Annotated in this window: 24 protein-coding genes; 16 read left to right on the top strand and 8 right to left on the bottom strand. The window is 68.1% G+C overall.

Features of this window, described 5'->3' with window-relative positions; all coding sequences use genetic code 11:
• Positions 1-165: 165 nt before the first annotated feature.
• From C8D03_RS11425 to C8D03_RS11435, 3 genes are read left to right on the top strand one after another with little or no spacing between them, the layout of a single operon-like run.
• The gene (locus C8D03_RS11425) at positions 166-828 is read left to right on the top strand and encodes a TetR/AcrR family transcriptional regulator (protein ID WP_108046367.1); all 663 of its coding nucleotides are present in this window, start codon (positions 166-168) and stop codon (positions 826-828) included.
• Positions 829-863: 35 nt separating this feature from the next.
• Positions 864-2,057 carry an efflux RND transporter periplasmic adaptor subunit gene (locus C8D03_RS11430; protein WP_108046368.1) on the top strand — a complete coding sequence of 398 codons (1,194 nt, stop codon included), beginning with the start codon at positions 864-866 and terminating at the stop codon, positions 2,055-2,057.
• 14 nt (positions 2,058-2,071) lie between these two features.
• Positions 2,072-5,302 carry an efflux RND transporter permease subunit gene (locus C8D03_RS11435; RefSeq protein ID WP_181300896.1) on the top strand — a complete coding sequence of 1,077 codons (3,231 nt, stop codon included), beginning with the start codon at positions 2,072-2,074 and terminating at the stop codon, positions 5,300-5,302.
• Positions 5,303-5,343: 41 nt separating this feature from the next.
• On the opposite strand, the gene C8D03_RS26955 is transcribed toward C8D03_RS11435, so the two are convergent.
• Entirely contained in the window at positions 5,344-5,478 is a 135-nt protein-coding gene (locus C8D03_RS26955; protein ID WP_282568592.1) for a hypothetical protein, read from the bottom strand.
• 365 nt (positions 5,479-5,843) lie between these two features.
• Here C8D03_RS26955 and C8D03_RS11440 point away from each other — a divergent pair, with 365 nt between their 5' ends.
• The 4 genes from C8D03_RS11440 to C8D03_RS11455 are packed head-to-tail and all read left to right on the top strand — an operon-like array spanning position 5,844 to position 10,065.
• Positions 5,844-7,586, top strand: coding sequence for an alkaline phosphatase (locus tag C8D03_RS11440; RefSeq protein ID WP_108046369.1), 1,743 nt, complete (start codon positions 5,844-5,846; stop codon positions 7,584-7,586).
• A gap of 28 nt (positions 7,587-7,614) precedes the next feature.
• A complete protein-coding gene (locus tag C8D03_RS11445; protein ID WP_108051531.1) occupies positions 7,615-8,079 on the top strand; it encodes a hypothetical protein in 465 nt (154 codons plus the stop codon).
• Complete coding sequence (locus C8D03_RS11450) at positions 8,057-8,770, top strand: ABC transporter ATP-binding protein (protein WP_181300898.1); 714 nt, start codon at positions 8,057-8,059, stop codon at positions 8,768-8,770. The genes C8D03_RS11445 and C8D03_RS11450 overlap by 23 nt, the downstream gene beginning before the upstream one ends.
• Positions 8,767-10,065 (top strand): FtsX-like permease family protein, encoded by a 1,299-nt coding sequence (locus C8D03_RS11455; RefSeq protein ID WP_108046371.1) that lies wholly within the window; start codon positions 8,767-8,769, stop codon positions 10,063-10,065. Before C8D03_RS11450 ends, C8D03_RS11455 begins: the two co-directional genes overlap by 4 nt.
• A 129-nt stretch (positions 10,066-10,194) precedes the next feature.
• Here the strand turns inward: C8D03_RS11455 and C8D03_RS11460 are convergent, their stop codons facing one another.
• Complete coding sequence (locus C8D03_RS11460; RefSeq protein ID WP_108046372.1) at positions 10,195-11,088, bottom strand: hypothetical protein; 894 nt, start codon at positions 11,086-11,088, stop codon at positions 10,195-10,197.
• Positions 11,089-11,252: 164 nt separating this feature from the next.
• On the opposite strand from C8D03_RS11460, the gene C8D03_RS11465 reads away from it, so the two are divergent.
• Complete coding sequence (locus tag C8D03_RS11465) at positions 11,253-11,822, top strand: dihydrofolate reductase family protein (protein WP_108051533.1); 570 nt, start codon at positions 11,253-11,255, stop codon at positions 11,820-11,822.
• A gap of 3 nt (positions 11,823-11,825) precedes the next feature.
• Here the strand turns inward: C8D03_RS11465 and C8D03_RS11470 are convergent, their stop codons facing one another.
• Complete coding sequence (locus C8D03_RS11470) at positions 11,826-12,749, bottom strand: DMT family transporter (protein WP_108046373.1); 924 nt, start codon at positions 12,747-12,749, stop codon at positions 11,826-11,828.
• A gap of 145 nt (positions 12,750-12,894) precedes the next feature.
• Between C8D03_RS11470 and C8D03_RS11475 the strand changes: the two genes are divergently transcribed.
• Positions 12,895-13,761 carry a LysR family transcriptional regulator gene (locus tag C8D03_RS11475; RefSeq protein WP_108046374.1) on the top strand — a complete coding sequence of 289 codons (867 nt, stop codon included), beginning with the start codon at positions 12,895-12,897 and terminating at the stop codon, positions 13,759-13,761.
• Between the two features lie 78 nt (positions 13,762-13,839).
• Positions 13,840-14,883 (top strand): GTPase ObgE, encoded by a 1,044-nt coding sequence (gene obgE, locus C8D03_RS11480; protein WP_108046375.1) that lies wholly within the window; start codon positions 13,840-13,842, stop codon positions 14,881-14,883.
• A gap of 19 nt (positions 14,884-14,902) precedes the next feature.
• Here obgE and C8D03_RS11485 read toward each other — a convergent pair whose 3' ends face one another.
• Positions 14,903-15,109: a hypothetical protein gene (locus C8D03_RS11485; protein ID WP_108046376.1), complete on the bottom strand. Its 207-nt coding sequence runs from the start codon at positions 15,107-15,109 to the stop codon at positions 14,903-14,905.
• Positions 15,110-15,416: 307 nt separating this feature from the next.
• On the opposite strand from C8D03_RS11485, the gene ykgO reads away from it, so the two are divergent.
• The 3 genes from ykgO to C8D03_RS11500 all read left to right on the top strand — a co-directional run bounded on the left by ykgO (position 15,417) and on the right by C8D03_RS11500 (position 17,380).
• Complete coding sequence (ykgO, locus tag C8D03_RS11490) at positions 15,417-15,542, top strand: type B 50S ribosomal protein L36 (protein WP_038363015.1); 126 nt, start codon at positions 15,417-15,419, stop codon at positions 15,540-15,542.
• Positions 15,543-15,684: 142 nt separating this feature from the next.
• The gene (locus C8D03_RS11495) at positions 15,685-16,344 is read left to right on the top strand and encodes a tetratricopeptide repeat protein (protein WP_108046377.1); all 660 of its coding nucleotides are present in this window, start codon (positions 15,685-15,687) and stop codon (positions 16,342-16,344) included.
• Between the two features lie 70 nt (positions 16,345-16,414).
• Positions 16,415-17,380 carry an alpha/beta fold hydrolase gene (locus C8D03_RS11500; protein ID WP_181300900.1) on the top strand — a complete coding sequence of 322 codons (966 nt, stop codon included), beginning with the start codon at positions 16,415-16,417 and terminating at the stop codon, positions 17,378-17,380.
• 51 nt (positions 17,381-17,431) lie between these two features.
• Here C8D03_RS11500 and pyk read toward each other — a convergent pair whose 3' ends face one another.
• The 3 genes from pyk to C8D03_RS11515 are packed head-to-tail and all read right to left on the bottom strand — an operon-like array spanning position 17,432 to position 20,602.
• Positions 17,432-18,871 carry a pyruvate kinase gene (pyk, locus tag C8D03_RS11505; protein WP_108046379.1) on the bottom strand — a complete coding sequence of 480 codons (1,440 nt, stop codon included), beginning with the start codon at positions 18,869-18,871 and terminating at the stop codon, positions 17,432-17,434.
• A 10-nt stretch (positions 18,872-18,881) separates the two neighbouring features.
• The gene (locus tag C8D03_RS11510; RefSeq protein ID WP_108046380.1) at positions 18,882-19,325 is read right to left on the bottom strand and encodes a DUF1036 domain-containing protein; all 444 of its coding nucleotides are present in this window, start codon (positions 19,323-19,325) and stop codon (positions 18,882-18,884) included.
• Positions 19,322-20,602 carry a glycerate kinase type-2 family protein gene (locus C8D03_RS11515; protein WP_108046381.1) on the bottom strand — a complete coding sequence of 427 codons (1,281 nt, stop codon included), beginning with the start codon at positions 20,600-20,602 and terminating at the stop codon, positions 19,322-19,324. Before C8D03_RS11515 ends, C8D03_RS11510 begins: the two co-directional genes overlap by 4 nt.
• A gap of 346 nt (positions 20,603-20,948) precedes the next feature.
• Here C8D03_RS11515 and C8D03_RS11520 point away from each other — a divergent pair, with 346 nt between their 5' ends.
• Entirely contained in the window at positions 20,949-21,191 is a 243-nt protein-coding gene (locus C8D03_RS11520) for a DUF2312 domain-containing protein (RefSeq protein ID WP_108046382.1), read from the top strand.
• Between the two features lie 133 nt (positions 21,192-21,324).
• On the opposite strand, the gene C8D03_RS11525 is transcribed toward C8D03_RS11520, so the two are convergent.
• Entirely contained in the window at positions 21,325-21,930 is a 606-nt protein-coding gene (locus tag C8D03_RS11525) for an FMN-dependent NADH-azoreductase (protein WP_108046383.1), read from the bottom strand.
• Positions 21,931-22,042: 112 nt separating this feature from the next.
• On the opposite strand from C8D03_RS11525, the gene C8D03_RS11530 reads away from it, so the two are divergent.
• Positions 22,043-23,035 (top strand): LysR family transcriptional regulator, encoded by a 993-nt coding sequence (locus C8D03_RS11530; protein ID WP_108046384.1) that lies wholly within the window; start codon positions 22,043-22,045, stop codon positions 23,033-23,035.
• Between the two features lie 78 nt (positions 23,036-23,113).
• A complete protein-coding gene (locus tag C8D03_RS11535; RefSeq protein WP_108046385.1) occupies positions 23,114-23,722 on the top strand; it encodes a glutathione S-transferase in 609 nt (202 codons plus the stop codon).
• Positions 23,723-23,872: the final 150 nt, after the last annotated feature.

Consider the following 23,872-nt stretch of genomic DNA (forward strand, 5'->3'; position numbering starts at 1 on the left):
AGGCAAGCAATTTATGGGCCGGAGCCGCATGGCGAGGCCGCTTTGAGTGCATGCCACGAGTGTCTGTAAGGTTGAAGAAAGCATCGCAGGGGAGGCTGAGCTTGACTTGATGTCGAGTCTCAGGCATGAGAATGAACGTTCATTCTCATTATTCCAAGGTCCAGCGTGCAAGCTCCCGCCGCCATTGCCATTCCTGAGCGCGCCCCGTCGGAACGCCAGATCCGCATTCTCGATGCGGCCGAGCGCGTCTTCGCCCGTGCCGGCTTCCATGCCGCGACGATGCAGGATGTCGCCGCCGAGGCCGGCATGAGCCCGGGCAATCTCTACCGCTATTTCGCTTCCAAGGACGCGATCATCGCCGGCATGGCCGAGCGCGACCGCACCCTGATCGCGGCCGATTTTGCCGGGCTCGACCCAAGCAAGGGCAGCGTGCTCGACCAGCTCGAGGCGCTTGGGCGCAGGCATCTCGTCGAGGAGCCGCGCGAGAAGGCCGTCATCTGTATGCAGATCTGGGCCGAGGCCTCCCGCAACCCGGAGATGGCGCAGATGTGCGCCGCGATCGACGGCACCGTCGTCGGCGGGCTCGCCTTCGCGATCGCCGGCGCCAAGGCCAGCGGAGAACTGCCGTCCAATCTCGACGATGCCCGTTTTCTGCAGGCCATCTTCATGATGGCCGACGGCTTCTTCTGCCGCCGCGCCACCGATCCGGCGTTCGACCCCGCCATGGCCGCCGACACGCTGTTTCGCGCCATGCGTGGCCTGGCGCAGGTGCTTCTGCTGCCTGAACAAGCGCTGCTTTTGCCCGAATCCGAGAGCGTCCAGCCGTGATCGCCTCATCCGCTCCCACTCCGAAGGTCCGCCCGATGTCCCCCGTTCTCGCCGTCTCCCGCATCGCCGGCCTGTCCTTGCTGGCCCTCTCCACCGGGCTCGGCGGCGTGGCGCAGGCCCAGACGCCCGCTGCCGCTTCGGCTCAGGCTGCGCCTGCGGCCGGGCCGTCCGTGACGGTGACCCGGGCAAAGATTTCCGAGATCGTGCAGAGCGTCGTCGTCTCCGGCTCGATGATCGCGCGCGACGAGGTGCTGGTGCAGCCGGAGGTCGACGGGCTCGCCATCGTGGCGATCCTGGCCGAGGAGGGCGACCGTATCTCCGCCGGGCAGGTGCTGGCACGGCTTTCGCGCACCACGCTGGAGGTGCAGAAGACGCAGAACGACGCGCAAGTCGCACGAGCGGATGCCGGCATTGCCCAGGCCACGGCGCAGATCGCCGAGGCGCAGGCCAATCTCGTCGCCGCCAACAACAATTTCGACCGGACCAAGGCTCTGCGCAGCAGTGGCAACGTCTCGAACGAGACCTATGACCAGCGCGATGCCGTCGCCCGGGCGGCGGAGGCCAAGCTGAACTCCGCGAAGCAGGCGCTGGCGATCGCGAATGCCGATATGGCGCTGGCGAAGGCGCAGGGGCGCGACATCGAGGTCAAGCTCGGCCGCACCGAGATCAAGGCGCCGCAGGGCGGCATCGTCAGTCGCCGCAGCGCCAAGCTCGGCGCGACTGCGGCCATGGCGGCGAGCGAGCCGCTGTTCCGCATCGTCGCGGATGGCGCGGTCGAGCTGGAGGCCGAGGTCGCCGAGGTCGAATTGCCGGGGCTGAAGCCAGGCCAGCCTGTCGCGGTGACGCCGGCCGGCGCGACGCAGGCGCTGGCGGGAACGATTCGCCTGATCGCGCCGGAGGTCGACCGGGCTTCGCGGCTCGGCCGGGTGCGGGTCGCGCTCACCGGCAACCCGCCGGTCGCGATCGGCTCGTTCGCGCGCGGCGTGATCGAGACCGGCCGCAAGACTGTGGTGACGCTGCCGCTGTCGGCGATCACCTACGCCCGCTCGGGCGCGACGGTCCAGAGCGTTACCGATGGCAAGGTCAAGACGAAGACCGTCCAGCTCGGGCTTGCCGGTGACGGCCGCGCCGAGATCGCCTCGGGCGTCGCGGATGGCGAGACGGTGGTGGCGCGTGCCGGCACCTTCGTGCGTGACGGTGACGTCATCACCCCCGTCGCGACGAACTGACGGGAGCGGATTTCGTGAACATCAACTTCTCCGCCTGGTCGATCCGCAAGCCGGTTCCGGCGATCCTGCTCTTCGTCGTGCTCTGCGTGCTCGGACTGCTGTCCTTCTCGAAGCTGCCTGTGACGCGCTTCCCGAATATCGACGTGCCGCTGGTCTCGGTGACGATCACCCAGTCCGGCGCGGCGCCCTCCGAACTCGAAAGCCAGGTCTCGAAGCGGGTCGAGGACGCGGTCGCCAACATCACCGGCGTCAAGCATGTGATGTCGACGCTGACCGACGGCTCCTCGGCGACGGTGATCGAGTTCCGGCTCGAAACCAACACAGACCGTGCCGTCAACGACGTCAAGGACGCGATCGCCAAGATCCGGGCCGATCTGCCGCGGACCATCGACGAGCCGGTGATCCAGCGCATCGATGTCGAGGGTCAGTCGATCCTGACCTATGGCGCCTCCTCGACCGGCATGACGTTGGAGCAGCTCTCCTGGCATGTCGACGACGTCGTCGCGCGCGAATTACAGGGGCTGAAGGGCGTCGGCCGGGTCGAGCGCTATGGCGGCGTCGACCGCGAGATCCGGATCTCGCTCGATCCCGACCGTTTGCTGGCGCTCGGCACCACGGCGGGCGAGGTCAACCGCCAGATCCGCGCGACCAATGTCGATCTCGCCGGCGGGCGCGGCGAGGTCGGTGGCCAGGAGCAGGCGATCCGCACGCTGGCGGGCGCGCGCACGGTTGCCGAGCTGGCCGAGACCAAGATCATGCTGACCGGCGGGCGCGAGGTCCGGCTGAAGGAGCTCGGTCGCGTCGAGGATTCGAATTCGGAGCCGCGCGCCTTCGGCCGGCTCGACAAGAGCCCGGTCGTTTCCTTCGCCGTGTTCCGCTCGAAGGGGTCGAGCGAGCTCTCGGTCAAGGACGTCGTCGCGGCGCGCCTCGCCGATCTGAACAAGCGCTACCCCGACATCACGCTGAAGCCGATCGACGACGCGGTCGCCTATACCCATGGCAACTACAAGGCGGCGATGGAGACGCTGCTGGAGGGTGCTGCGCTCGCCGTCATCGTGGTCTTCCTGTTCCTGAGGAACTGGCGGGCGACGCTGATCACCGCCATCGCGCTTCCGCTGTCGGCCATCCCGACCTTCTGGGCGATGGAGCTGATGGGCTTCTCGCTCAACCTCGTCAGCCTGCTCGGCATCACGCTGGTCACCGGCATCCTGGTCGACGACGCCATCGTCGAGATCGAAAACATCGTCCGGCACATGAAGATGGGCAAGTCGCCCTATCGCGCCGCGATGGAGGCGGCCGACGAGATCGGGCTCGCGGTCATCGCGATCACGCTGACCATCGTCGCGATCTTCGCGCCGGTCTCGTTCATGGGCGGCGTCGCCGGGCAGTATTTCCGCCAGTTCGGCCTGACGGTGGCGGTCGCCGTGCTGTTCTCGCTCCTGGTCGCGCGCCTGATCACGCCGATGATGGCGGCCTATCTGATGAAGCCCGTCGACCATGCCGATCCGAAGGACGGTGTCGTCATGCGCGGCTATATCGGGCTGCTGAAGGCGACCACCGCCTCGCGCCGCATTCCGCTGCTGCCGCGCTTCGACGGGACCGGGCGCTGGCGCTCCGTGCCTTTCAACATGTCGTATCTGACGCTGGTGCTGGGTTTCGCTTTCCTCTGGGGCTCGATCCACGCCACGGCGCTGCTGCCGACCGGCTTCATCCCGGACGAGGACACCTCGCGCGTGGTGGCCTCGGTCGAGCTGCCGCCGGGCTCGACGCTGGAAGATACCCGCATCACCACCGACAAGCTGGTCGATGCTCTGAAGACGATTCCCGAGGTGACCAACGTCTTCGTGCTCGGCGGCGCCTCGCCGACCGGCCAGCGCGAGGTGCGGCGCGCCGCCGTCACGATCCTGCTCAAGCCGAAGGCGGAGCGCGAGGCGCGCCAGAAGGACCTCAAGGTCGTCATCGCCGACAAGCTCGCCAGCGTGCCGGATGTGCGCGCCTGGTATGTCAACGAGCGCGGCGAGCGCGAGATGGCCTTCTCGATCCTGTCGAAGGACGGGGCGGCGCTGGACGAGGCCGTGGCCCGGATCGAGGGCCGGATGCGCAAGGTCGAGGGCTATCTCAATGTCGCGACCTCGGGCTCGCTGTCGCGGCCGGAGCTGACCGTCCGGCCGAAGCTCGAGGCGGCGGCCAGTCTCGGGGTGACGCCGGAGGCGATCTCGGAGGCCGTGCGCGTCGCGACCATCGGCGATGTCGGCGCCAACCTCGCCAAGTTCAACGCCGGCGACAGGCTGGTTCCGATCCGCGTCCAACTCGACGAGGCCGCCCGCGCCGATATCCGCAACATCGCGGCGCTGCGCGTCACCAACACGAACGGCGTCTCGGTCCCGCTGACGGCGGTCGCCGAGATCGGCTTCGGCGAAGGCCCGAGTTCGATCGACCGCTACGACCGCGTCCGCCGCGCCGCCATCGGTGCCGATCTGAAACGCGGCTTCGAACTCGGCACGGCGCAGGAGACTTTCAACCAGATCGTCAAGGAGGTCGGTTTGCCGCCGGGCGTCTGGATCGCCGCGACCGGCGATGCCGAGATCCAGGGCGAGGTCGTCGACGGCTTCGTTCAGGCGATGACGACCGGGCTGATGCTGGTCTTCGTCGTGCTGATCCTGCTGTTCGGTTCGGTCTTCCAGCCGATTACAATCCTGCTCTCGCTGCCGCTCTCCTTCGGCGGCGTGGTCATCGCGCTGCTCGCGACCGGCAATCCGGTCTCGATGCCGGTCTATATCGGCCTGCTGATGCTGATGGGCATCGTCACCAAGAACGCGATCATGCTGGTCGATTTCGCGGTCGAGGAGGAGGGCCGCGGCAAGGACCGCCGCACCGCTTTGCTCGAGGCCGGCCGCAAGCGGGCCAGGCCGATCGTGATGACGACCATCGCGATGGCGGCGGGCATGCTGCCCTCGGCCTATGGCGTCGGCGACGGCGGCGAGTTCCGCGCGCCCATGGCGATCGCCGTTATCGGCGGGCTTTTGGTCTCGACCGTGCTCAGCCTTGTCTTCGTGCCGTCCTTCTATGCGGTGATGGACGATCTCTCGAAGGGGACGGGCTGGCTCTTCGGCCGCTTCTTCAGCAAGCCCGAAGATGAGAGCCTGTGGGAGACGATCCACGCGCATGACGGCGAGCCGACGCCGGGCGAGGCAAGCGCCAGGGCGATGAGCAAGCTCCCGCCGCCGCGGCTGGCGGCGGAGTGATCAGGAACGAGTGCCGCCTCGATTGGGAATGGCGGGCATTCTCAGATCGGTTCCAGCTCCAACGGCGCCACGCGCTCTTCCTCCCATTCATGGGGCAAGCATACGATGGCGGCGCGATCGTCTGCGAGGACCAGTTGTCCGAGCGTGCCGATCGCGTCGTCGAATCGGACGGGCATGGAGCATTCCGCTGCTCGACCGCTCTATTTTCGGGGCTCTCTAGTGGCCGGGGATAAGCTGGGGTCGGCGAAGAACCTTATCTGCGAGACCGCCGCGGTCTCGTGATCGTGCCGGCCATCCTGCCCTCGCCCGACGGCGAAATCGGCGTTATTCCGCTGCCAGACGGCGTTGGCGGCGGCCGCTCGCGGCGGCTCAGGATTCCGCTTCGCAATGCGATGATCCGGGCGACAACGCCTGGACGCTCCGGGTGGCGATCCGGAGCGCGCCCCATGAGACCGGGCCGCGCGCGTCGGCTTGATGAAACTGTCACATACTGGACCTACGGCTGCCACGATCCGCCCGAGTGCTTTCACCGGAGAATGACATGCGCGCACATTACTGGCTGGCTACGGCCCTGACCGCTGGCCTCCTGGGAAGCCCGGCGACGGCCCAGACGATCTACCCGATCGACCGAGCCGAGATTCTCGAAGGCTCGCGCTTCGACTTCAAGGTCGAGTTCCCGAACGCGCCGACCTCAGCCGAGGTCAATGTGACCATCAACGGCAAGCCGGCCGCCGAGATCCTCGGCCGGGCCACGACTTTCATGCAGAGCGAGGAAGGCCAGAAACATTCGGCGATGTGGCTGCGCGGCGCGGCGCTGCCCGCCGGCAAGTACGTCGTCGAGGCGACGCAAGGGGCAAACAAGGCGACGGTCAACTGGGACGTGTTCGCGACCGCGACCCCGCGCCGCGCCAAGAACGTCATCCTGTTCATCGGCGACGGCATGACAGTGGCCAACCGCACGGCCGCGCGCATCCTTTCCAAGGGCTGGAAGGAGGGCAAGTATGACGGTGAGCTCGCCATGGACGACATGTCCAACATGGCGCTGATCTCGACCTCGGGCACCGACTCGATCGTCACCGACAGCGCCAATGCGGCGCATGCCTACACCACCGGCCACAAATCCTGCGTCAACGCTCTCGGCGTGTATTGCGCCAAGAACGCCCTGACGCTCGACCATCCCAAGGTCGAGACCATCGCGGAGCTGGTCAAGCGCCGTACCGGCATGGCGGTCGGCGTCGTGACCAATTCCGAGATCGAGGACGCCACCCCGGCCTCGATGGTGGCCCATACCCGCCGCCGCTCCGACTTCAACGACATCGTCACGATGTTCTTCGACGTGAAGCCCGACGTGATCATGGGCGGCGGCTCGCCGAACTTCCTTTCCAAAACGACGCCGGGCTCGAAGCGCACCGACGAGCAGGACTACATCGCCAAGTTCAAGGAGGCCGGCTACACGCTCGCCACCACCAAGACCGAGATGAACGCGGCGGTCGCTGCCGGCTCCAGGAAGCTGCTCGGCCTCTACAACACCGGCAATATCGACGGCGCCTTCGACCTGCGCCTGGCCAGGAAGGGCACCGTCTCCCGCTTCCCCGACCAGCCCGACGTCGTCGAGCAGACCAAGGCCGCGCTCGAGATGCTCAAGGGCAACGGGGAGGGATTCCTCCTGATGGTCGAGTCGGCCCGCATCGACAAATACAGCCACTCGCTCGACTGGGAGCGCTCTGTCTTCGACACGATCATGCTCGACAACGCCGTCAAGGTCGCGAAGGATTTCGCCGGCGACCGCAACGACACGCTGATCATCGTCGTGCCGGACCACGCCCATCCGATGTCGATCATCGGCACCTATGACGACAGCCGCCCGGGCCAACTCCTGCGCGACAAGCTCGGCGTCTACAACGAATCGCTGCCGCCGAACTACGGCCCGCTCGACGCCGAGGGCTACCCGACCAATGTCGATACCTCGCGTCGCCTCGCCGTGGTCTATGGCAGCTATCCCGACACCTGCGACACCGGCCGGCCTGACATGACCGGCGAGCGCGTGCCGGCCGTCAAGGGCCCCGATGGCAAGACCAACATCGCCAACGAAAAGGACTGCACCGGCACCGTCGTTGCGCGGAAAGCCGGCAACCTGCCCTTCGAAGCCAATAGCGGCGTCCATGCCGCCGACGACGTCATCCTGACGGCGATGGGCCCGGGCGCCGAGCGCTTCCGCGGCCACAAGCCGAACACCTTCGTCTTCCGCGTGATGACGGAAGCGCTGGCGCTCGGCGGCAAGTGAGCCGATGATCGGGGGAATGGAGGCACCGATGCGCCAGTGCGCCCCCGCTCCGACCTTGACCCGCCGCGAGACCATGCTGGCTCTCGCGGCGGCGCTCCTCCCCGGCGACGCTCTGGCGGCCGGGATGGAGACCCTCCGCTTCGATGGCCTGTACAAATCCTTCGGCGTGCTCGGCTTCGAATTCTCCGACCATGTCACGGGCCTGCGTGGCAAGGATGTGCGCATGGTCGGCTACATGGCGCCGCCGCTGAAGCCCGAAAGCCATTTCTTCGTGCTGACGCGGGAACCGCTGGCGATCTGCCCGTTCTGCCAGTCCGATGCGGACTGGCCCGTCGACATCGTCGTCGTCACGATGAAGCAGGAGACACCGCTCGTCTCCGCCGGCCGCAAGGTCCTCGTCAGCGGCCGTCTCGAGATCGGTTCGGCGACGGATGCGGCGACGGGCTTCGTCAGCCAGATCCGGATCGTGGATGCCGGCTTCACCCTTGCCTGAGGTGCGGGCGCTGCCCCTCCATCTGAGCGGCCTCACGCTCGATCACAGGGATGGCAGCGCCAGGCCGTTCCGGGTTCTCGATCTTCCCGCCTTGACGCTCCAACCCGGCGCGACGCTCGGCGTCGGAGGGCCTTCCGGCTGTGGCAAGAGTTCGCTGCTGCATCTCGTCGCCGGCCTGCTGAAGCCGACAAGCGGCACGGTGGCATGGGGCGACCTCGTCGTCTCCGCCCTGAGCGAAGGCGAGCGCGACCGCTGGCGCCGTGGCACGGTCGGCTTCGTCTTCCAGGATTTCCATCTCGTGCCCGAACTCGATGTCGCGGCGAATATCGCGCTGCCGGCGAGCTTTTCCTCCTGGCGGTTGAGCCCCGGGCAGAAGCGGCGCGCGCTCGAACTGGCCGAGCAAATGGGGCTGAGCGATCCGCGCCGGCGCGCCGCCGTGCTGTCGCGCGGCGAGCAGCAGCGCGTCGCGATCGCGCGTGCCCTGTTCAACGAACCCTGCCTGATCCTCGCCGACGAGCCGACGGCCAGTCTCGGCGTCGACCACGCCGGTGCGGTGGGCGACCTGCTGCTGGATGCGGCGGCGCGGAGCGGGGCGACGCTGATCTGCGCCTCGCATGATGGCGGCCTGCTCGGACGCATGGCGCAGCGGCTCGACCTTGGCCCCATGCAGGCGAAGCAGGCCGCGGCATGAACCCCTTTCCCATGGTCCTGGCCGATCTGCGGGCGCTGCGCTGGACGGCGCCGGCGATCGTGCTGCTGGTGGCGCTGGCGATCGCCACCGGCGTCGCGATCGGCGCGCAGGAGCGCGCGCTGCGCCTGGGCTCGGCCAGGGCCGCCGATGATTTCGACCTGCTCATCGGCGCGCCTGGCAGCCAGACGCAATTGCTGATGTCGGCGACCTATCTGCAGGCGGAGGCCCTGCCATTGGTTGAAGGCCGGCTGCTGCAGGCACTGGCGCAGGACCAGCGCGTCGCCGATTTTGCGCCGATCGCTTTCGGCGACATCAGCCGGGGTTATCCGATCGTCGGTACGACGGCCGGGTTCGCCGGCCGCTGGGGCCGCATCGCGCCGACGCAGGGGCGACTGTTCGAGGACGAAGGCGAGGCCGTCGTCGGCGCCGATGTGAACTATCGCCTCGGCGAGACGATCACGCCCTCGCACGGCCATGCGGGCGATCATCATCCGGGCGAGGAGAACGAGGACGAGGCCGGCCATCGTCATGAGGGGCATGGCTTCAAGGTCGTCGGGCGGCTGCCGAAGCTCGGCTCGCCCTGGGACCGGGCGATCCTCGTGCCGGTGGAGAGTGTGTGGGAGATCCACGGTCTCGGCAACGGCCATGCTTCTGCAGAGCCGGGAAGCGACTCGCCGTTCTGGCGGGCCGGATCGGGACGGGGCGAGGGGCGGCCCGCCAGGGAGGCCGGGATCGGTGCGCCTTTCGATGGCAAGCGCGTGCCGGGCGTGCCGGCGATCGTGGTGAAGCCGAAGAGCGTCGCCGGCGCCTATGCCCTGCGGGCGCAGTACCGGCAGGGTGGCACGATGGCCTTCTTCCCGGCCGAGATTCTCGTCTCGCTCTACGGCGCGCTCGGCGACATGCGTGACATCCTCGTCGTCGCGTCGGCGACGAACACGGTGCTGATCCTCGCCAGCGTCATCCTGCTCCTGATCGCCGTGAACGGCCTGCGCCGGCGCCGCTACGCCACCTTGAGAGCGCTCGGCGCACCGCGATCCTATGTGCTGCTGGTGACCTGGCTCGGAATGGCGGCGCTTATCGCCGTCGGCTGCGTCGCGGGTCTTGTGCTCGGCGTCGCCGCGACCCGGGCCGTGTCCGGCATCGTCGCGGCCCGAACCGGGCTTGAGCTCAGCCCTGGCATCGGGCCGGGCGAGTTCGCGCAGGCCGCGCTGCTCTGTCTCATCGGCAGCATCCTCGCTTTGTGTCCGGCGATCATCAGCTATCGCAGTCCCGTCATGACGGGACTGCGCTCCTGAGGGGCGGGAGCGGCGATATCGCGTTCAGACCGCGTCCCGATGCCTGCTCCGGGCACATCGAAGACATCTCGCACATCGACAAGGTGATGGCCGAGATCCGCCGTCCATCTGCACAGGGCGTCTTCCTCCCTACAAAGACGGCGAAATCGTCGGCGTGCTCCTGCCAGATGGCGCGGCCGGCTGCTGGTTGCGGCGGCTGAGCATCTCGCCGCGCGACTTGACGATCTGGGCGACGACGACGTCCTGGACGCTCTGGGTGGCGATGCGGCGCACGGCCTCGCGATCCACGGGCCGGGTGCCGTCGAGCTCGTTGATCTCGATGATCGCCTGGGCCAGCGCATCGACATCGGCCTTGCAGAAGATCATCGCGGCCTTGGCGACGACCTCGGCCTTCTCGTCGGTCGCCAGCATCGGGCTGCCCTCGCGGCCGATGCAGGTCAGCATGCGCGTCCGGATCAGGTCGCGGGTCTTTTCGAGCACCGACCGCTTCTCGGCCTTCGCCTGAATGTCGGCCTCGGACGGCCGGGCAGCGTTCTGGCCGGCGGACGGATTGACCGGACCGCGAATGCTCGCGCTCTGCCTGGCGCATGCGACGAGGGCGGGGAGCATCTCGCCGGTCGAGGTCAGGGCGAAGCTCAGGCGCTGGTCGTTGGCGACCAGCTCGAGATAGCGGCCATGGCGGAAGGCGTTGATCAGCTCCGAATCGCCCGGCATCGGAATCGCCAGGAGCGTCGGCGTCTTGACGTCCGCCGTGACATCGATCCTCGCACTGCGGTCGAAGACGAGCTGCAGGTTCAGCTTGCTGCCCGCCTTGAGCTTCCAGTTGGGGTGCGCGAAGCCGACCAGCCATTTCAGATCGGCCGTGATCGAGGTGAACATACGCGTGCCGTTCCGGTAGCCGGCGTTCACGGCGCAATGCGAAAAGGCGCCGGTCGCGTCACTGGTGAAGGCGCCGCCCTTCCAGTTGCCGACGACGATCTCGCCATAGGGACCCGCCGCCTGCGCCGCGGGCGCCAGCAGCATCGTCAAAGCCAGAAGACATCCACGCACCCTGCTCACCTTCCGCCGTTGCAGGCGCCAAGGATGAAGTCTGGCGCTCCGGATCGCAATCCCGCCGGGCACGAGGGGTCTGGAGCGCCGAAACGATCGCTGGCAGTCTGGCAAATCAGATGCAGAAGGAGGGTTCGATGGCCAGGGTGATCGTGTGGAATCTCGTGACGCTTGACGGGCTGTTCGAAGGCCCGACGAAGTGGGATCTCGCCTTCCATGGCGATGCCTGGTGCGACGAGCTGGCCCAGCTCAGCCAGGAATTCGGCGACAAGGCGGGGCTGCTCGTCTTCGGCCGCGTCACCTATGAGGGCATGAAAGCGTATTGGACATCGACCGAGGAGGAGGGCGAGACCAAGGCTTTCATGAACGGCCTGCCCAAGCTCGTCGCTTCGCGCAGCCTGACAGCATCCGACTGGAACAATACGCAGGTCACGGCCGATATCGCAGGCGAAATCGCCCGACGGAAGGCGGCGCCGGGCAAGGACATCTATGTCTTCGGCAGTGCCGAGCTGGTCGACTCGCTGCTGCGCGAGGGGCTCGTCGACGAGATCATGCTCTGCGTCGTGCCGGTTGTGCTCGGGGCGGGCACGCCACTGTTCAAGCCGGGCAGCGCCAGGCGCAAGCTGGCGCTGACGCAGGCGCGGCCGCTGAGCAACGGCGCGGTGATCCTGAACTATGACGTTGCGGCTGAGGCTCTGGCGGCCTGAACCTCAGCCCTTCCGTACCATCAGGACGGCGGCGAGGATCGCGATGCCGCCGAAAGCCTGGGCCGGAGAGGGCTGCTCGCCGAAGATCGCCCAGGCGGCGAGCACGCTGACCAGCGCCGGCCAGACCATGACGAGGGAGGCGGCGCTGGCGCCGTAATGGCCGAGCGACAGCGTGATCAGGCCTTGGCCCAGCGCATGCGAGACGAGGCCGAGCGCGATCACCGCGAGCCAGCCGGTGAGGCTGGCGGGCATGATCGTCTCGCCCAGCGCCAGCGCCGCGACGAGGCAGAAGACGGCGCAGATCGCGCTCGAGATCAGGCTGATGCGGCCGGCCTCGGCCCGGTCGCGGGCGCGACGCACAGCAAGGATATAGGCGGCATAGGAGACGGCGGCGCCGATGGCGAGGCTGTCGCCGAACAGGCCGCCTGGCGCAGGCACTGCGGAGCCGGCGAATTTCGGCAGTACCAGCATCGCCGCTCCACCCAGCGCTAGGGCCAGTGCGCCGAGGATGCGCCGGCTCGGGCGTTCCGCAAACAGCAGCCAGCCGCCGAGCACCACGACGACCGGCGAGAGATTGCCGAGCAGCGAGGCGTTGGCGATGGTCGTGAAGCCGAGCGAGGCATTGTAGAGCACCACGTCGACGCCGAAGGCGAGGCCCGCCAGCACGATCGGCAGAAGGGCTCCTGCGGTTGCGGCAGTGCGGCCGGGCCGGCGCTGCTCCAGCCCCATCCAGAGACCGAGTGCCGGCAAGGCGAAAATCATGCGCCAGAAGCCGGCCGCCGCCGGGCCGACATCGGCGAAGCGCACGAACACGCCCGAAAAGCCGATACAGGTCGCGCCCATCAGCAGGGCGAGGAACATCGCGAGCGCGGGCGCGGTCGGGCCTGGCATGACGGCGGCGGGGGCAGACATGGTGGAGTCGCTCATGGCATTCGTTCTTGAAGGACGTTTGCGTGATTGCTTCGCGGTGCTCGCAATGACGATTGGCCTTGATCTACGCTGCTTCCTTCCATCGGAAAAACGGATTATTCTGATTTAACCATTCTTAAAACCGATCGATGGAGCCTGTGCCATGTCCGCGCATTTCGATCTTGCGGCGCTCGACATGCTGGTGGCGGTGGTCGAGAGCGGCGGCTTCACAGCGGCTGGCGCGCGGCTCGGGCGGACGCAATCGGCGATCTCTGTACGAATCCAGGATCTGGAGAGCCAGCTCGGCCACAGGCTGCTGGAGCGCTCGCGCCGGGGGGTGGTGCCGACCCATGCCGGCGAGCGGCTGATCGCCCATGCCCGGCGGCTGCTCGCGATCCAGCGCGAGGCGCTCGACGATCTCGGCGGCAACAGCGCCTCGGGGCGCTTACGGATCGGCATTCCCGACGATTATGTCGACGCCTTCCTGCGCCCGCTGATCGCGCGCTTCGCGGCCGAGCATCCCAAGGTCGAGCTGGAGCTGCATTGCGACCTGTCGAAGCGGATCGAGCCGGCCGTGGCGGCCGGCGAGTTCGATCTCGCGGTGGTGACGCAGGACCCGAGGCGCCCGGTCGGCGAGGTGGTCAGGCGCGAGCCGGTGGTCTGGATCGCGGCGCGCGGGCACCGGCCGGAGCTGCAGGAGACCCTGCCGCTGGCGCTGTTCTCCGAGGGCTGCCGGGTGCGGCCGCGCCTGCTGGCCGCGCTGGCGGAGGCGAAGAAGGACTATCGCCTCGTCTTCTCCTGCTCGCACACCTCCGGCATGCTTTCGGCTGTCGAGGCCGGATTCTGCGTCACCGCCGTCACCGAGAGCGCCGTGCCGGCGACGATGCGGCGGCTTGGGCCGGCCGAGGGGTTGCCGGCGCTGTTCGAGCTGTCGGTCGGGCTGATCATGGGGCCGCAGCCGGGGCTGGCGGCGCGGCGCTTCGCCGAGGCGCTGCGCGACGAGATGGCGGCGCCGAGACTGGCGGCGTGAGGCCTTTCCTTCTCCCGCGAGGGGAGAAGGGGAGCCGCGCGCATTGCCCTTTCGCCCGGTGATCACTACTGAGAAGCCATGAAATTCCTCGACCAGGCCAAGATCTATGTGAAGGCGGGAGACGGCGGCGCCGGCTGCGTCTCCTTCCGCCGTGAAAAGTTCATCGAGTTCGGCGGGCCCAATGGCGGCGACGGCGGACGCGGCGGCGATGTCGTGATCGAATGCGTGCAGGGGCTGAACACCCTGATCGATTTCCGCTTCCAGCAGCATTTCAAGGCCAAGATCGGCGGGCACGGGATGGGCGCCGACCGGCATGGCGCCAACGGCGAAACCAAGACGCTCAAGGTGCCGCCGGGCACGCAGGTCTTCGACGAAGACGGCGAGACGCTGGTCGCCGACCTGACCGAGCCGGGCCAGCGCTTCGTTCTGTGCAAGGGCGGCAATGGCGGTTTCGGCAATGCCTATTTCAAGACGGCGACCAACCAGGCGCCGCGCCATGCCAATCCCGGCCTGATCGGCGAGGAGCGCTGGGTCTGGCTGCGGCTGAAGCTGATCGCCGATGCCGGGCTGATCGGATTGCCGAATGCCGGCAAGTCGACGTTCCTGGCGACCGTCACGGCGGCCAAGCCGAAGATCGCGGATTATCCCTTCACGACGCTGCATCCGGGTCTGGGCGTCGTGCGGGTCGACGGGCGCGAGATGGTGCTGGCCGATATTCCCGGCCTGATCGAGGGCGCGCATGAAGGCCACGGCCTCGGCGACCGCTTTCTCGGCCATGTCGAACGCTGCCGCGTGCTGCTGCATCTGGTCGAGGGCACCAGCGAGCATGCCGGCAAGGCCTACAAGACGGTGCGCAACGAGCTTGCGCTCTATGGCGAGGGGCTCGACGAAAAGCCCGAGATCGTGGCGCTGTCGAAGGTCGATGCGCTCAGCCCCGAACTGCTGAAGGAGCAGGTCGCGCGACTGAAGCGGGCCTGCAAGCGCATGCCGATCGTGCTGTCCTCGGCTTCTGGCGAGGGTGTCGAGGCGGCTTTGCGCGCGCTGTTCGGCTTTGTCGAGGAAGCCCGCCGCGAGGAGGCGCGCGAGAACGCGCCGGTCGAAGAAACCGGCTGGCGGCCGTAACCCGCCAGCCGTCGAGGTCTCAGCGCGTGGCGCGCCGCGTCGTGCGCACCACGGTCGGTGCGGTGATCGCCCCGGCCGCGCCGCCCACGACGGCGCCCACAGGCCCGGCAACGAGCGCTCCGGTCCCGGCGCCGGCGGCGGCTCCGCCGATGCGCTGCTCGGTGGTGTTACAGGCGCCAAGCGCGATCGCGGCCGCAGCGAGCAGGCCAAGGGTCGATATGTTCATGATGATGATGTCCCAGCGTTGAATGCGGGCAACGTTCCGGCTCTCGGAAAGTTCCCGCCGAACCGGCGCGGCTCGCCGATCAATGGCCCTGTAACAGCTTTTTACGCGCAGCCTCGGCCTTGCGCCCTTGCGATCTCCGGAAAAATCCGTATACAGCCGGCATCGCATCAGCCGCACCATTCGCGTGGTCGATGAGGGCCGGTCTTCCGGCTCGCGTCGCTGGATATGGATTTGGCTGGTTCCGTTTTTTGCTGGTTCCGTTTTTGACCGGTTCGCCCCGTCGGGGTGGATCGATGGAGTTGAGACCATGAAGATCCGCAATTCGCTGAAGTCGCTGCGCGCCCGTCATCGCGACAACCAGCTCGTGCGCCGCAAGGGCCGCGTCTACATCATCAACAAGGTCCAGAAGCGCTTCAAGGCGCGCCAGGGCTGAGGTCGGGGCGGTCTTTCGGCCGCCGCTACCCATCCTGTGGACGACAACATGGCGGGGCGCCCACGGGCGCGCCCGCTTTTTTACGTTGGTGGTCGCCGCTCCGTGAATTGACCTGATCGCGCGGGCGGCTAGACTTGCAGCCATGATGATCGCCCGCACGCTTCCCGCCGCCTTCCTGCTGGCGCTGGCGGTTGCCAGTTCGCCTGGCGTCTCGCTTGGCGTAGCACAGGCGCAGGACGTTCCTCCGCAGCGCCCCGGCGCCGTCGCACCGACCGACAAGGACGACAATCCTTCCGTGACGCCGGGGCCTTCGCGCGGACCGGCGGCGACGCTGGAGCGGCTGTTCGAGCGGCTGGCCGCCGCCAAGACGCCGGAAGAGGCCAGGGGCATCGCCAATCTGATCCAGCGCCGCTGGGCGCGCTCCGGTTCCGCCACCGCCGATCTGCTGATGACGCGCGCCCAGACGGCGACGAAGGCCAAGCAGCTCGACCTGGCGATCGAACTGCTCGACCGTGTCGTCAGCCTCGAGCCGGACTGGGCCGAGGGCTGGAACCAGCGCGCCAACGCGCTCTTCCTCGCCGGCGACCCGATCCGCTCGATGCTCGACATCGGCGAGGCGCTGAAGCGCGAGCCACGCCATTACGGCGCGATGATGGGGCTCGGCACGATCCTGCGCCAGCAGGGCGACGACAAGCGCGCCATGGTCGCGTATCGCCGTGCGCTCGAGGTCTACCCCCAGCTCGAAGCCGTGAAGAGCGCGGTCGATTCGCTCAAGACCGAGGTCGACGGCCGCGACGCCTGAGGGCTCGATGTTCCGAAGCGTGCCTGACGTCTTCACGAAACCGAAACGGCGTTCGGCGCGTATGCGGGTCATGCTGATCCGCTCTGTCCTCGTCGTTCTCGTCCTCGCCGTCGCCGGGCTCCTGCTCTGGTCCGAATGGCTCGGGGCACAGGCCGAACGTCGTTATCCGGCGACGGGCCGCTTCGTGTCCGTTGCAGGCGGGCGGCTGCATTATCGCGAGAGCCGGCCCAGTGCCGAGTCGCGCGGCACCGTCGTCCTGATCCATGGCGCCTCCTCGAACCATGCCGATCTGCTGGCGACGCTGGGCCCGGATCTCGGCCATTACCGCGTCGTCGCGCTCGACCGGCCGGGCCATGGCTGGAGCGACCGGCTGGAGGGCGATGCCATGGCCGATCCGGCGCGGCAGGCCGATGCCCTGATGCAGGGCATCGACGCGGTCGTGCCGGAGCGCTTCGTGCTGGTGGCGCATTCGCTGGCCGGCGCGCTGGCTGGGCGCATCGCGCTCGACCACCCGGAGCGGCTGCGCGGGCTGGTGCTGCTCGGCGCCGTAAGCCATCCCTGGCCGGGCGGCATCGCCTGGTATCATCATCTGACCGCGTGGCCGCTGGTCGGGCCGATCTTCACTCGCCTGGTCGGCGTACCGGCTGCGCGGATGCTGATCGAGCCCGGCGCGACCAGCGTCTTCGCGCCGCGCTCGGTGACGCCGGGTTATCTCGATACCGGCGAAATCGCGCTCCTGTTGCGGCCTTCGACCTTCCGCGCCAATTCGCAGGACATCGCCGCGACATTCGACTTCGTGAGCGCGCAAGTGCCGCGCTATCCCGCTTTGAAGGTGCCGGTCGTGGCGATTACCGGCGACAGCGACGCGATCGTCTCGCCGCTGATTCACTCCGCTGCGATCGCGCGGCAGGCGCCGCAGGGCCGCTTCGTGCTGCTGCCCGGCGTCGGCCACATGCCGCACCATGCCGCGCCGGAAATCGTGGTGGAGGCGATCGACCAAATGGTCGGGCCGCGATCGGGGCTGGCGCTCAACTAGAGCGGGCGCTGTTTCCGTGAAAAGCCGGCTCGCGCCAGCGCTCGCCGGCCGTCACGCCTTCTCGACATGCTCCTTCGCCACGAAGGCGATGCGGACCATGTTGGTGGCGCCGGGTGTTCCGAAGGGGACGCCGGCCACGACGATGATGCGGTCGCCGAGCTTGGCGAAGCGTTCGCGCACCGCGAATTTGCAGGCGCGCGAGGCCATGTCGTCGATGTCGTTGGCATCCTTGGTCACCACCGAATGTACGCCCCAGACCAGGGTCAGGCGCCGCGCCGTGGCGCGGTTCGGCGTCAGCGCGATCACGGTCGAGTTCGGCCGCTCGCGAGCGAGGCGGAAAGCGGTCGAGCCGGATGAGGTCCAGGCGGCGATGACCTTGAGGTTCAGCGTGTCGGCGATCTCGTGGGAGGCCTTGGCGATGGCGTCCGCGCCGGTCGCTTCCGGCTCGGCGCGCTGCGCCTCCAGGATCGAACGATAGATCGATTCGCTTTCGACCTCCTCGGCGATGCGGTTCATCATCTGCACCGCCTCGATCGGGAACTGGCCGGCCGCGCTCTCGGCCGAGAGCATCACGGCGTCGGCGCCCTCGAAGACGGCGGTGGCGACGTCGGAGACCTCGGCGCGGGTCGGCACCGGGCTCGTGATCATGCTCTCCAGCATCTGTGTCGCCACGACGACCGGCTTGCCCTTGCGGCGGCACATGCGGGTGATGCGCTTTTGGGTGCCGGGCACCTTTTCCAGCGGCATCTCGACGCCAAGATCGCCGCGCGCCACCATGATCGCGTCCGAGGCGTCGATGATCTCCTCCAGCCGGATCAGGGCCTGGGGCTTTTCGATCTTGGCCAGCGCCAGCGCCCGCCCGCGCACGATCTTGCGGAGATCGGCCATGTCCTCGGGCCGCTGCACGAAGGAGAGCGCGATCCAGTCGACCCCGGCCTCGGCTGCGGCCTCGGCATCGGAGCGGTCCTTCTCGGTCATGGCCGAGACGGCGATCGTGGTGTCGGGCAGGCTGACACCCTTGCGCGATGACAGCCTTCCCCCGACGACGACGCGCGTCACGGCCTGCTTCTCGCTCGCCTTCTCGACGACGAGGCGGAGCTTGCCATCGTCGAGGATCAGGGTGTGGCCGGGCTCCAGCGCGCTCAGGATTTCCGGATGGGGCAGGTGGACGCGCTTGACCGTACCGGGAGCGGGGTCGGAGTCGAGCGTGAAGCGGGCGCCGTTCTCCAGCGTCACCCCGCCATCGCCGCCGAAGGCGCCGACACGCAGCTTCGGGCCCTGAAGATCGGCGAGGATGCCGACCGGGCGGCGGAACTGCGTCTCCAGCGCGCGCAGCATCGCGATCTTCTCGGGCAGCGTCTCGCGCTGGGTGTGGCTCATATTGATGCGGAAGACGTCGACGCCGGCTTCGAACAGCTTCGCGCACATCTCGGAGGTGGCGGAGGCCGGCCCCAGTGTGGCGATGATCTTGATGCGGCGCTCGCGCTTCATGGAATGTCCCTCAGGGCCGCGCAGGCGCGCTGCCGGTGGTGTCGGTGAGCTGGATCGTCCAGCTCTTCTGTTCACCCGTATCGACCTCGAAGAAGCCGGCGCGATCGTAGCCGCGAGCCAGACAGTCTTCTATCCCGCGAATGGTGAATTCCTTGTTGCGGGTACACATCACGGACTTGCCGGTCCACTCGCCGCCGCGGTCGTAGTCGATGGCGTGGACGTAATAGAATCGGGCCGCCAGCGTACCGCGCAGCAGGGTCTCGCAGGCGCGGGGGCCGATGTTCCACCAGCCCTCGGTGGTCCAGCCCTGGGCGTCGCGATAACCGATCGCGACGCCGACGCGGCTGCCGGTGGTGTTGCACATGCGCAGGTCGGCCCAGGCCGGGGCCGCCCCGGCGAGCAGGCCGCCCGCGAGCAAGGCGAGGCGCAGGATCGATCGTCGGGTGCGGTTCATCTCTCGGGTTCGATCAGGATGACGCGGCAATCATTCACATTGGTCAAGGTCGGCCCCGTCCGCAGGAGGTCGCCGAGCGGCTCGAAGAAGCCGGTGGAGTCGTTCTCCGCTAACGATCTGGCAGGAAAGAGGCCGAGCGCCCGCGCGCGGGCCAGCGTCGTCTCGTCGACGATCGCGCCGGCGGGGTCGGTCGCTTCGCCTCCGCCGCCATCGGTGCCGTCGGTGTCGCCCGAGAGCGCGACGATGCCGGGCGCACCATTGAGCGCGATAGCCAGCGCCAGCGCATATTCCTGGTTCGGCCCGCCCCGTCCCTTGCCGCGCAGCGTCACGGTCAGTTCCCCGCCGGAGAGGAGCGCGGCGCGCCGCCCCTCCCGCTGGAGCGAGCGCGCGAGCGCGGCGTGGCGCCCAGCCACCTCGCTGGCTTCGCCTTCGAGATCGGCGCCGAGATCATGGACCGCGTAACCGGCCGACGCGGCTGCGGCATGGGCGGCGGCAATGGCCTCGGCGGGACGCGCGATGATGCGGAATTCGGTTCGGGCGAAGGCATCGTGACCTGGCTTCGGCGTCTCGCTGGCGTCGTCATCGAGCAGGGCCCGGGCCGCCGCCGGGAGATCGAGACCGTAGCGCGCGACGATTGCGCGGGCCTGTTGCATCGTCGTCGGATCGGGGACAGTCGGGCCCGACGCGATCGCGGTCGGCTCGTCGCCGGGCACGTCGGAGATCGCCAGCGTCAGCAGCCGGGCCGGAGCCGCGGCCAAAGCGAGCCGCCCGCCCTTGATGCGCGAGAGCCGCTTGCGGACGATGTTCATCTCGCCGATCGGCGCGCCCGAGCGCAGCAGCGCCTTGTTGACCGCCTGTTTCTCGGCGAGGGTGAGGGCGCCGGCCGGCGCGACCCAGTTGGCCGAGCCGCCACCCGAGAGCAGGACCAGCACCAGATCGTCGGCTGTCGCCGAGGCTGCCAGCTCGAGCGCGCGGGTGGCGCTGTCGATGCTGCCCTGGTCCGGCACGGGGTGGCCGGCCGCGACCATCGGGATGTGGCGCGTCCTGGCCTCGTAGCCGTGCCGCGCCACGGCATGACCGACGAGACGCTCCGGGGGAAAGCCCGAATCGAGATAATGCGCTTCCGCCAGCGCGGTCATGCTGCCGGCGGCCTTGCCGGCGGCGAGCAGAATCAGGCGGCCCACGGCGGGGGCAGGCGGCAGATGCGCCGGCAGGCATCCGGACGGATGGGCGCGCCCGACGGCGGCGTCGAAGATGGCGCGTGCATCGGCGCGCATCCGGTCGGTCCCGTCGTTGGATCGCTGCAAGGCCGCCCCGTTCCGCCCGTCTGTCCAGTCGATCGCATCGACTTTCGTTGCGATTCTTTTAAGTCGCGGGGCGGCGGACGTCATCAGGCTTTTGCCGGTATAATCATACTTTTCGAGGCGATGTCCGGTGAGAAGGCAGGCTGCCTGGCCGGCGGCCCTACGCGCGGCGTCTCCGACCGGCGGGCCGGACACGGGACTGTTGAGAGTTGCCCGCCATCGCCCGGTTGCGGCTTGACGGCGGGGGGCGCGCGATGCGAACCCTCCGGCCAAATCTCCCCTCATCCAAAATTTCCGCCATCATCGAGAAGGATACCAGATGGACGATCCGGTTCAGGGCGACCAGCTCAAGAGCATCGTGGAGCGCATCGAGCGTCTCGAGGAAGAGAAGAAGACCATCTCCGACGACATCAAGGAGGTCTATGCCGAGGCCAAGGGCAACGGCTACGACGTCAAGGTGCTGCGCAAGGTCATCGCCATCCGCAAGCGCGACGCCAATGAGCGCGCCGAGGAGGAGGCGATCCTCGATCTCTATCTCCAGGCCGTCGGCGAGAGCGCCTGAGTCCTGGACGTCCCTTCCGCCCTCGTGACGAGGGTGGGAGGAGATTCCGCTGCAACTGGCCAGACCGACATCAAAAAAAGGCCCGCTCCGGTTTTCCGGGGCGGGCTTTTTCTTCGGGCGAACCCTGTGGCGCTCAGGCGACCCTGGCGAGCTCGGCCTGGGCGTCGTTGATCGCCTGCTGGCGCGCCTCGGGGCCGTAGCCCAGCTTTTCGGCGCGCACGAAGGTGACGTCGCTGATGCCGATGAAGCCAAGCAGGGTGCGCAGATGCGGCTCCTGTGAATCCAGCGACTGGGCCGGGCCCGAGCTGTAGAGGCCGCCGCGGCTTTCGACGACGATGGCGCGCTTGCCCTTGAGAAGGCCCTCGGGGCCCGCTTCGCTGTATTTGAAGGTCACGCCGGCGCGCAGCACGTAATCGAACCAGGCTTTCAGCGTCGAGGGGATGCCGAAATTGTACATCGGGGCGCCGATGACGATGACATCGGCGGCCTTCAGCTCTTCGACCAGCGCGTCGGACAGCGCCCTCGCTTGCGTCTGCGCTTCGTTGGCGGGCTCCGTGCCGCGGATGGCGGCCGCGGAATCGGCGGTGAGATGCGGCACGGGGCTGGTGCCAAGATCGCGCTCGACCACCTTGAGGGCCGGATCCTGGCCGCGCAGGCGGGTGACCGTCTCCTCGATGAGCTGCCGGGACACAGAGGCCGCGCCCGAGGCGCTGCTGTTGAGGACGAGAAGGGTGGACATGATGTTTGATCCTGAAACCGGGAACGGGTTCGATGACCGACAAGATAGGAGTTCATGGAACGCAACAGAACGCCTATAAGAAGCACCAGACTGTTGCTTCAGGAGGAACGCGATGTCCGAACTCGACGACATCCGCAGCTTCATCGCCGTGGCCGAGACCGGCGGCTTCGGGCGCGCTGCCCACAATCTCGGCTTGGCGAAATCAGTCGTCAGCCGGCGGATATCGCGGCTGGAGGCCGATCTTGGCACGAGGCTGCTGAGCCGGACCACGCGCGGCGTCGCGGCCACCGAAGCCGGCCTCGAATTCAAGGCGCGCGGCGAGCGCATTCTCGCCGACCTTGTCGAGGCCCGCGAATCGGTGGCGCAGGCGTCGGGCGTGTCAGGCCGCTTGCGGCTGTCGATGCCGCTGACCTTCGGCAACCGCCATGTCGCGCCGGTTCTGGGCGAACTCGCCGGCCGCCATCCCCGGCTGGAGATCGATGTCGAGGCCAGCGACCGCTATGTCGACCTGATCGGCGAGCGCTTCGATGCCGCGATCCGGATCGGCACGCTGAAGGATTCGAGCCTGGTCGCGCGGAGGATCGCGCCGGTCCACGGCATCATCCTGGCCAGCCCCGGTTATCTGGCGGAGAAGGGGCGCCCGGCCAGCCCGGCCGATCTCGCCCAGCACGAGTGCCTGCTCTACACCGGCACCAACTCGCCCGACTGGACTTTCCGGGTTGGCAAGCGCCGGGTTTCGGTCAGGCCGACGGGCCGGCTGCGCTCCGACAGCGGCGAGACTTTGCTGGCGTGGGCGAGAGCCGGGCTCGGCATCGTGCAGTTGCCGACCTTCATCGCCAGCGATGCGATCCGGGACGGGCTGCTCGAGCCCTTGCTGTGGGGCTACCCGATGCAGGAGCACGCGCTTTACGTGGTCAGGCCGCCGGGAGCCTATGTGCCGGGCAAGGTCAGAGTGCTGATCGACCTGCTGGTGGAGCGCTTCGGCGGCTCGCCCTATTGGGACCCTTGCCAGATCGCGGCGCGCGAGCACGGGGTCACGCTGGGTTTCACATCCGGATTCGAGACCGAGACGGAGGTGCAGGTCGAAGCGCATCAACCGGCGTGATCCTCGCCATCACGCGATTTGGCGTGGCTTTGCGCGCCGTTGCCGGCAATCTCGCCCAAACCGCAATGGAGACCGCTGATGTTGCTCGTGGGAATGCTGGATAGCCCCTATGTCCGCCGCGCCGCCATAACGGGCACGCTGCTCGGGATCGATTTCGAGCATCGCTCGGTCTCGGTCTTCCGCCATATGGACGCCTTCCGGGCGCTCAACCCGCTGATCAAGGCGCCGACGCTGATCACCGATGGCGGCACGGTGATCTGTGAATCGCTGCTGATCACCCAACATTTCGAGGATGTCGCCGGCCGTTCCCTTCGCCCGCTCGAGCGTGGGGCGCGGATGCGCGACCTCGCCTTGACCGGCATCGCCATCGTCGCCGCCGACAAGGCGGTCTCGGTCGAGTACGAGCGCAAGCGGCCCGAGGCGCAGCGCTACGCTCCCTGGCAGGAGCGCATCGTCACGCAGCTCCACATCGCGCTCGACCTGCTCGATGCGGCTGCCCTGCGCGGCGAGCTGACGGCGGGCCCCGAGCTGCTGCCGTGCGACATCGCCGCGGCGATCGCCTGGGGCTTCTGTCGTTTCGTGATCCCGGATGTCGTACCCGAGGAGCGCTGGCCGGCGCTGGCGGCACAGGCCAGGGCCTGCGAGGCGCTCGAGGTGTTCAAGGCCTGGCCGATCGACCGCGAATAGCGTCCGGAACAGCCCGGCGCTGGCGCCGCCGCGCTGTTCACCATGCCCAAAAATGCCGCATGCCCCTGCTGCGGCGCCCCTTGCAATTCGGGGATTAAGGCGCATTTTCCGGGGCGAGTTAGGGAAGATTCGCCTCCTGGTCGGTAGCGC

The organism is Bosea sp. 124, assembly GCF_003046175.1.
Taxonomy (GTDB): Bacteria; Pseudomonadota; Alphaproteobacteria; order Rhizobiales; family Beijerinckiaceae; genus Allobosea.

Excerpts from the sequence above, each read along its gene's own strand:
- C8D03_RS11450 (WP_181300898.1), top strand. The coding sequence starts at position 8,057 with ATGCCGGCTTCACCCTTGCCTGAGGTGCGGGCGCTGCCCCTCCATCTG.
- C8D03_RS26955 (WP_282568592.1), bottom strand. The coding sequence starts at position 5,478 with ATGCCCGTCCGATTCGACGACGCGATCGGCACGCTCGGACAACTGGTC.
- C8D03_RS11525 (WP_108046383.1), bottom strand. The coding sequence starts at position 21,930 with ATGTCCACCCTTCTCGTCCTCAACAGCAGCGCCTCGGGCGCGGCCTCT.
- C8D03_RS11465 (WP_108051533.1), top strand. The coding sequence starts at position 11,253 with ATGGCCAGGGTGATCGTGTGGAATCTCGTGACGCTTGACGGGCTGTTC.
- C8D03_RS11510 (WP_108046380.1), bottom strand. The coding sequence starts at position 19,325 with ATGAACCGCACCCGACGATCGATCCTGCGCCTCGCCTTGCTCGCGGGC.
- pyk (WP_108046379.1), bottom strand. The coding sequence starts at position 18,871 with ATGAAGCGCGAGCGCCGCATCAAGATCATCGCCACACTGGGGCCGGCC.
- ykgO (WP_038363015.1), top strand. The coding sequence starts at position 15,417 with ATGAAGATCCGCAATTCGCTGAAGTCGCTGCGCGCCCGTCATCGCGAC.
- C8D03_RS11495 (WP_108046377.1), top strand. The coding sequence starts at position 15,685 with ATGATGATCGCCCGCACGCTTCCCGCCGCCTTCCTGCTGGCGCTGGCG.
- C8D03_RS11530 (WP_108046384.1), top strand. The coding sequence starts at position 22,043 with ATGTCCGAACTCGACGACATCCGCAGCTTCATCGCCGTGGCCGAGACC.
- C8D03_RS11515 (WP_108046381.1), bottom strand. The coding sequence starts at position 20,602 with ATGCGCGCCGATGCACGCGCCATCTTCGACGCCGCCGTCGGGCGCGCC.
- C8D03_RS11470 (WP_108046373.1), bottom strand. The coding sequence starts at position 12,749 with ATGAGCGACTCCACCATGTCTGCCCCCGCCGCCGTCATGCCAGGCCCG.
- C8D03_RS11440 (WP_108046369.1), top strand. The coding sequence starts at position 5,844 with ATGCGCGCACATTACTGGCTGGCTACGGCCCTGACCGCTGGCCTCCTG.
- C8D03_RS11445 (WP_108051531.1), top strand. The coding sequence starts at position 7,615 with ATGCGCCAGTGCGCCCCCGCTCCGACCTTGACCCGCCGCGAGACCATG.
- C8D03_RS11535 (WP_108046385.1), top strand. The coding sequence starts at position 23,114 with ATGTTGCTCGTGGGAATGCTGGATAGCCCCTATGTCCGCCGCGCCGCC.
- C8D03_RS11460 (WP_108046372.1), bottom strand. The coding sequence starts at position 11,088 with ATGCTGCTGGCGCCCGCGGCGCAGGCGGCGGGTCCCTATGGCGAGATC.
- C8D03_RS11430 (WP_108046368.1), top strand. The coding sequence starts at position 864 with ATGTCCCCCGTTCTCGCCGTCTCCCGCATCGCCGGCCTGTCCTTGCTG.
- C8D03_RS11455 (WP_108046371.1), top strand. The coding sequence starts at position 8,767 with ATGAACCCCTTTCCCATGGTCCTGGCCGATCTGCGGGCGCTGCGCTGG.
- C8D03_RS11500 (WP_181300900.1), top strand. The coding sequence starts at position 16,415 with ATGCTGATCCGCTCTGTCCTCGTCGTTCTCGTCCTCGCCGTCGCCGGG.
- C8D03_RS11475 (WP_108046374.1), top strand. The coding sequence starts at position 12,895 with ATGTCCGCGCATTTCGATCTTGCGGCGCTCGACATGCTGGTGGCGGTG.
- C8D03_RS11520 (WP_108046382.1), top strand. The coding sequence starts at position 20,949 with ATGGACGATCCGGTTCAGGGCGACCAGCTCAAGAGCATCGTGGAGCGC.
- obgE (WP_108046375.1), top strand. The coding sequence starts at position 13,840 with ATGAAATTCCTCGACCAGGCCAAGATCTATGTGAAGGCGGGAGACGGC.
- C8D03_RS11485 (WP_108046376.1), bottom strand. The coding sequence starts at position 15,109 with ATGAACATATCGACCCTTGGCCTGCTCGCTGCGGCCGCGATCGCGCTT.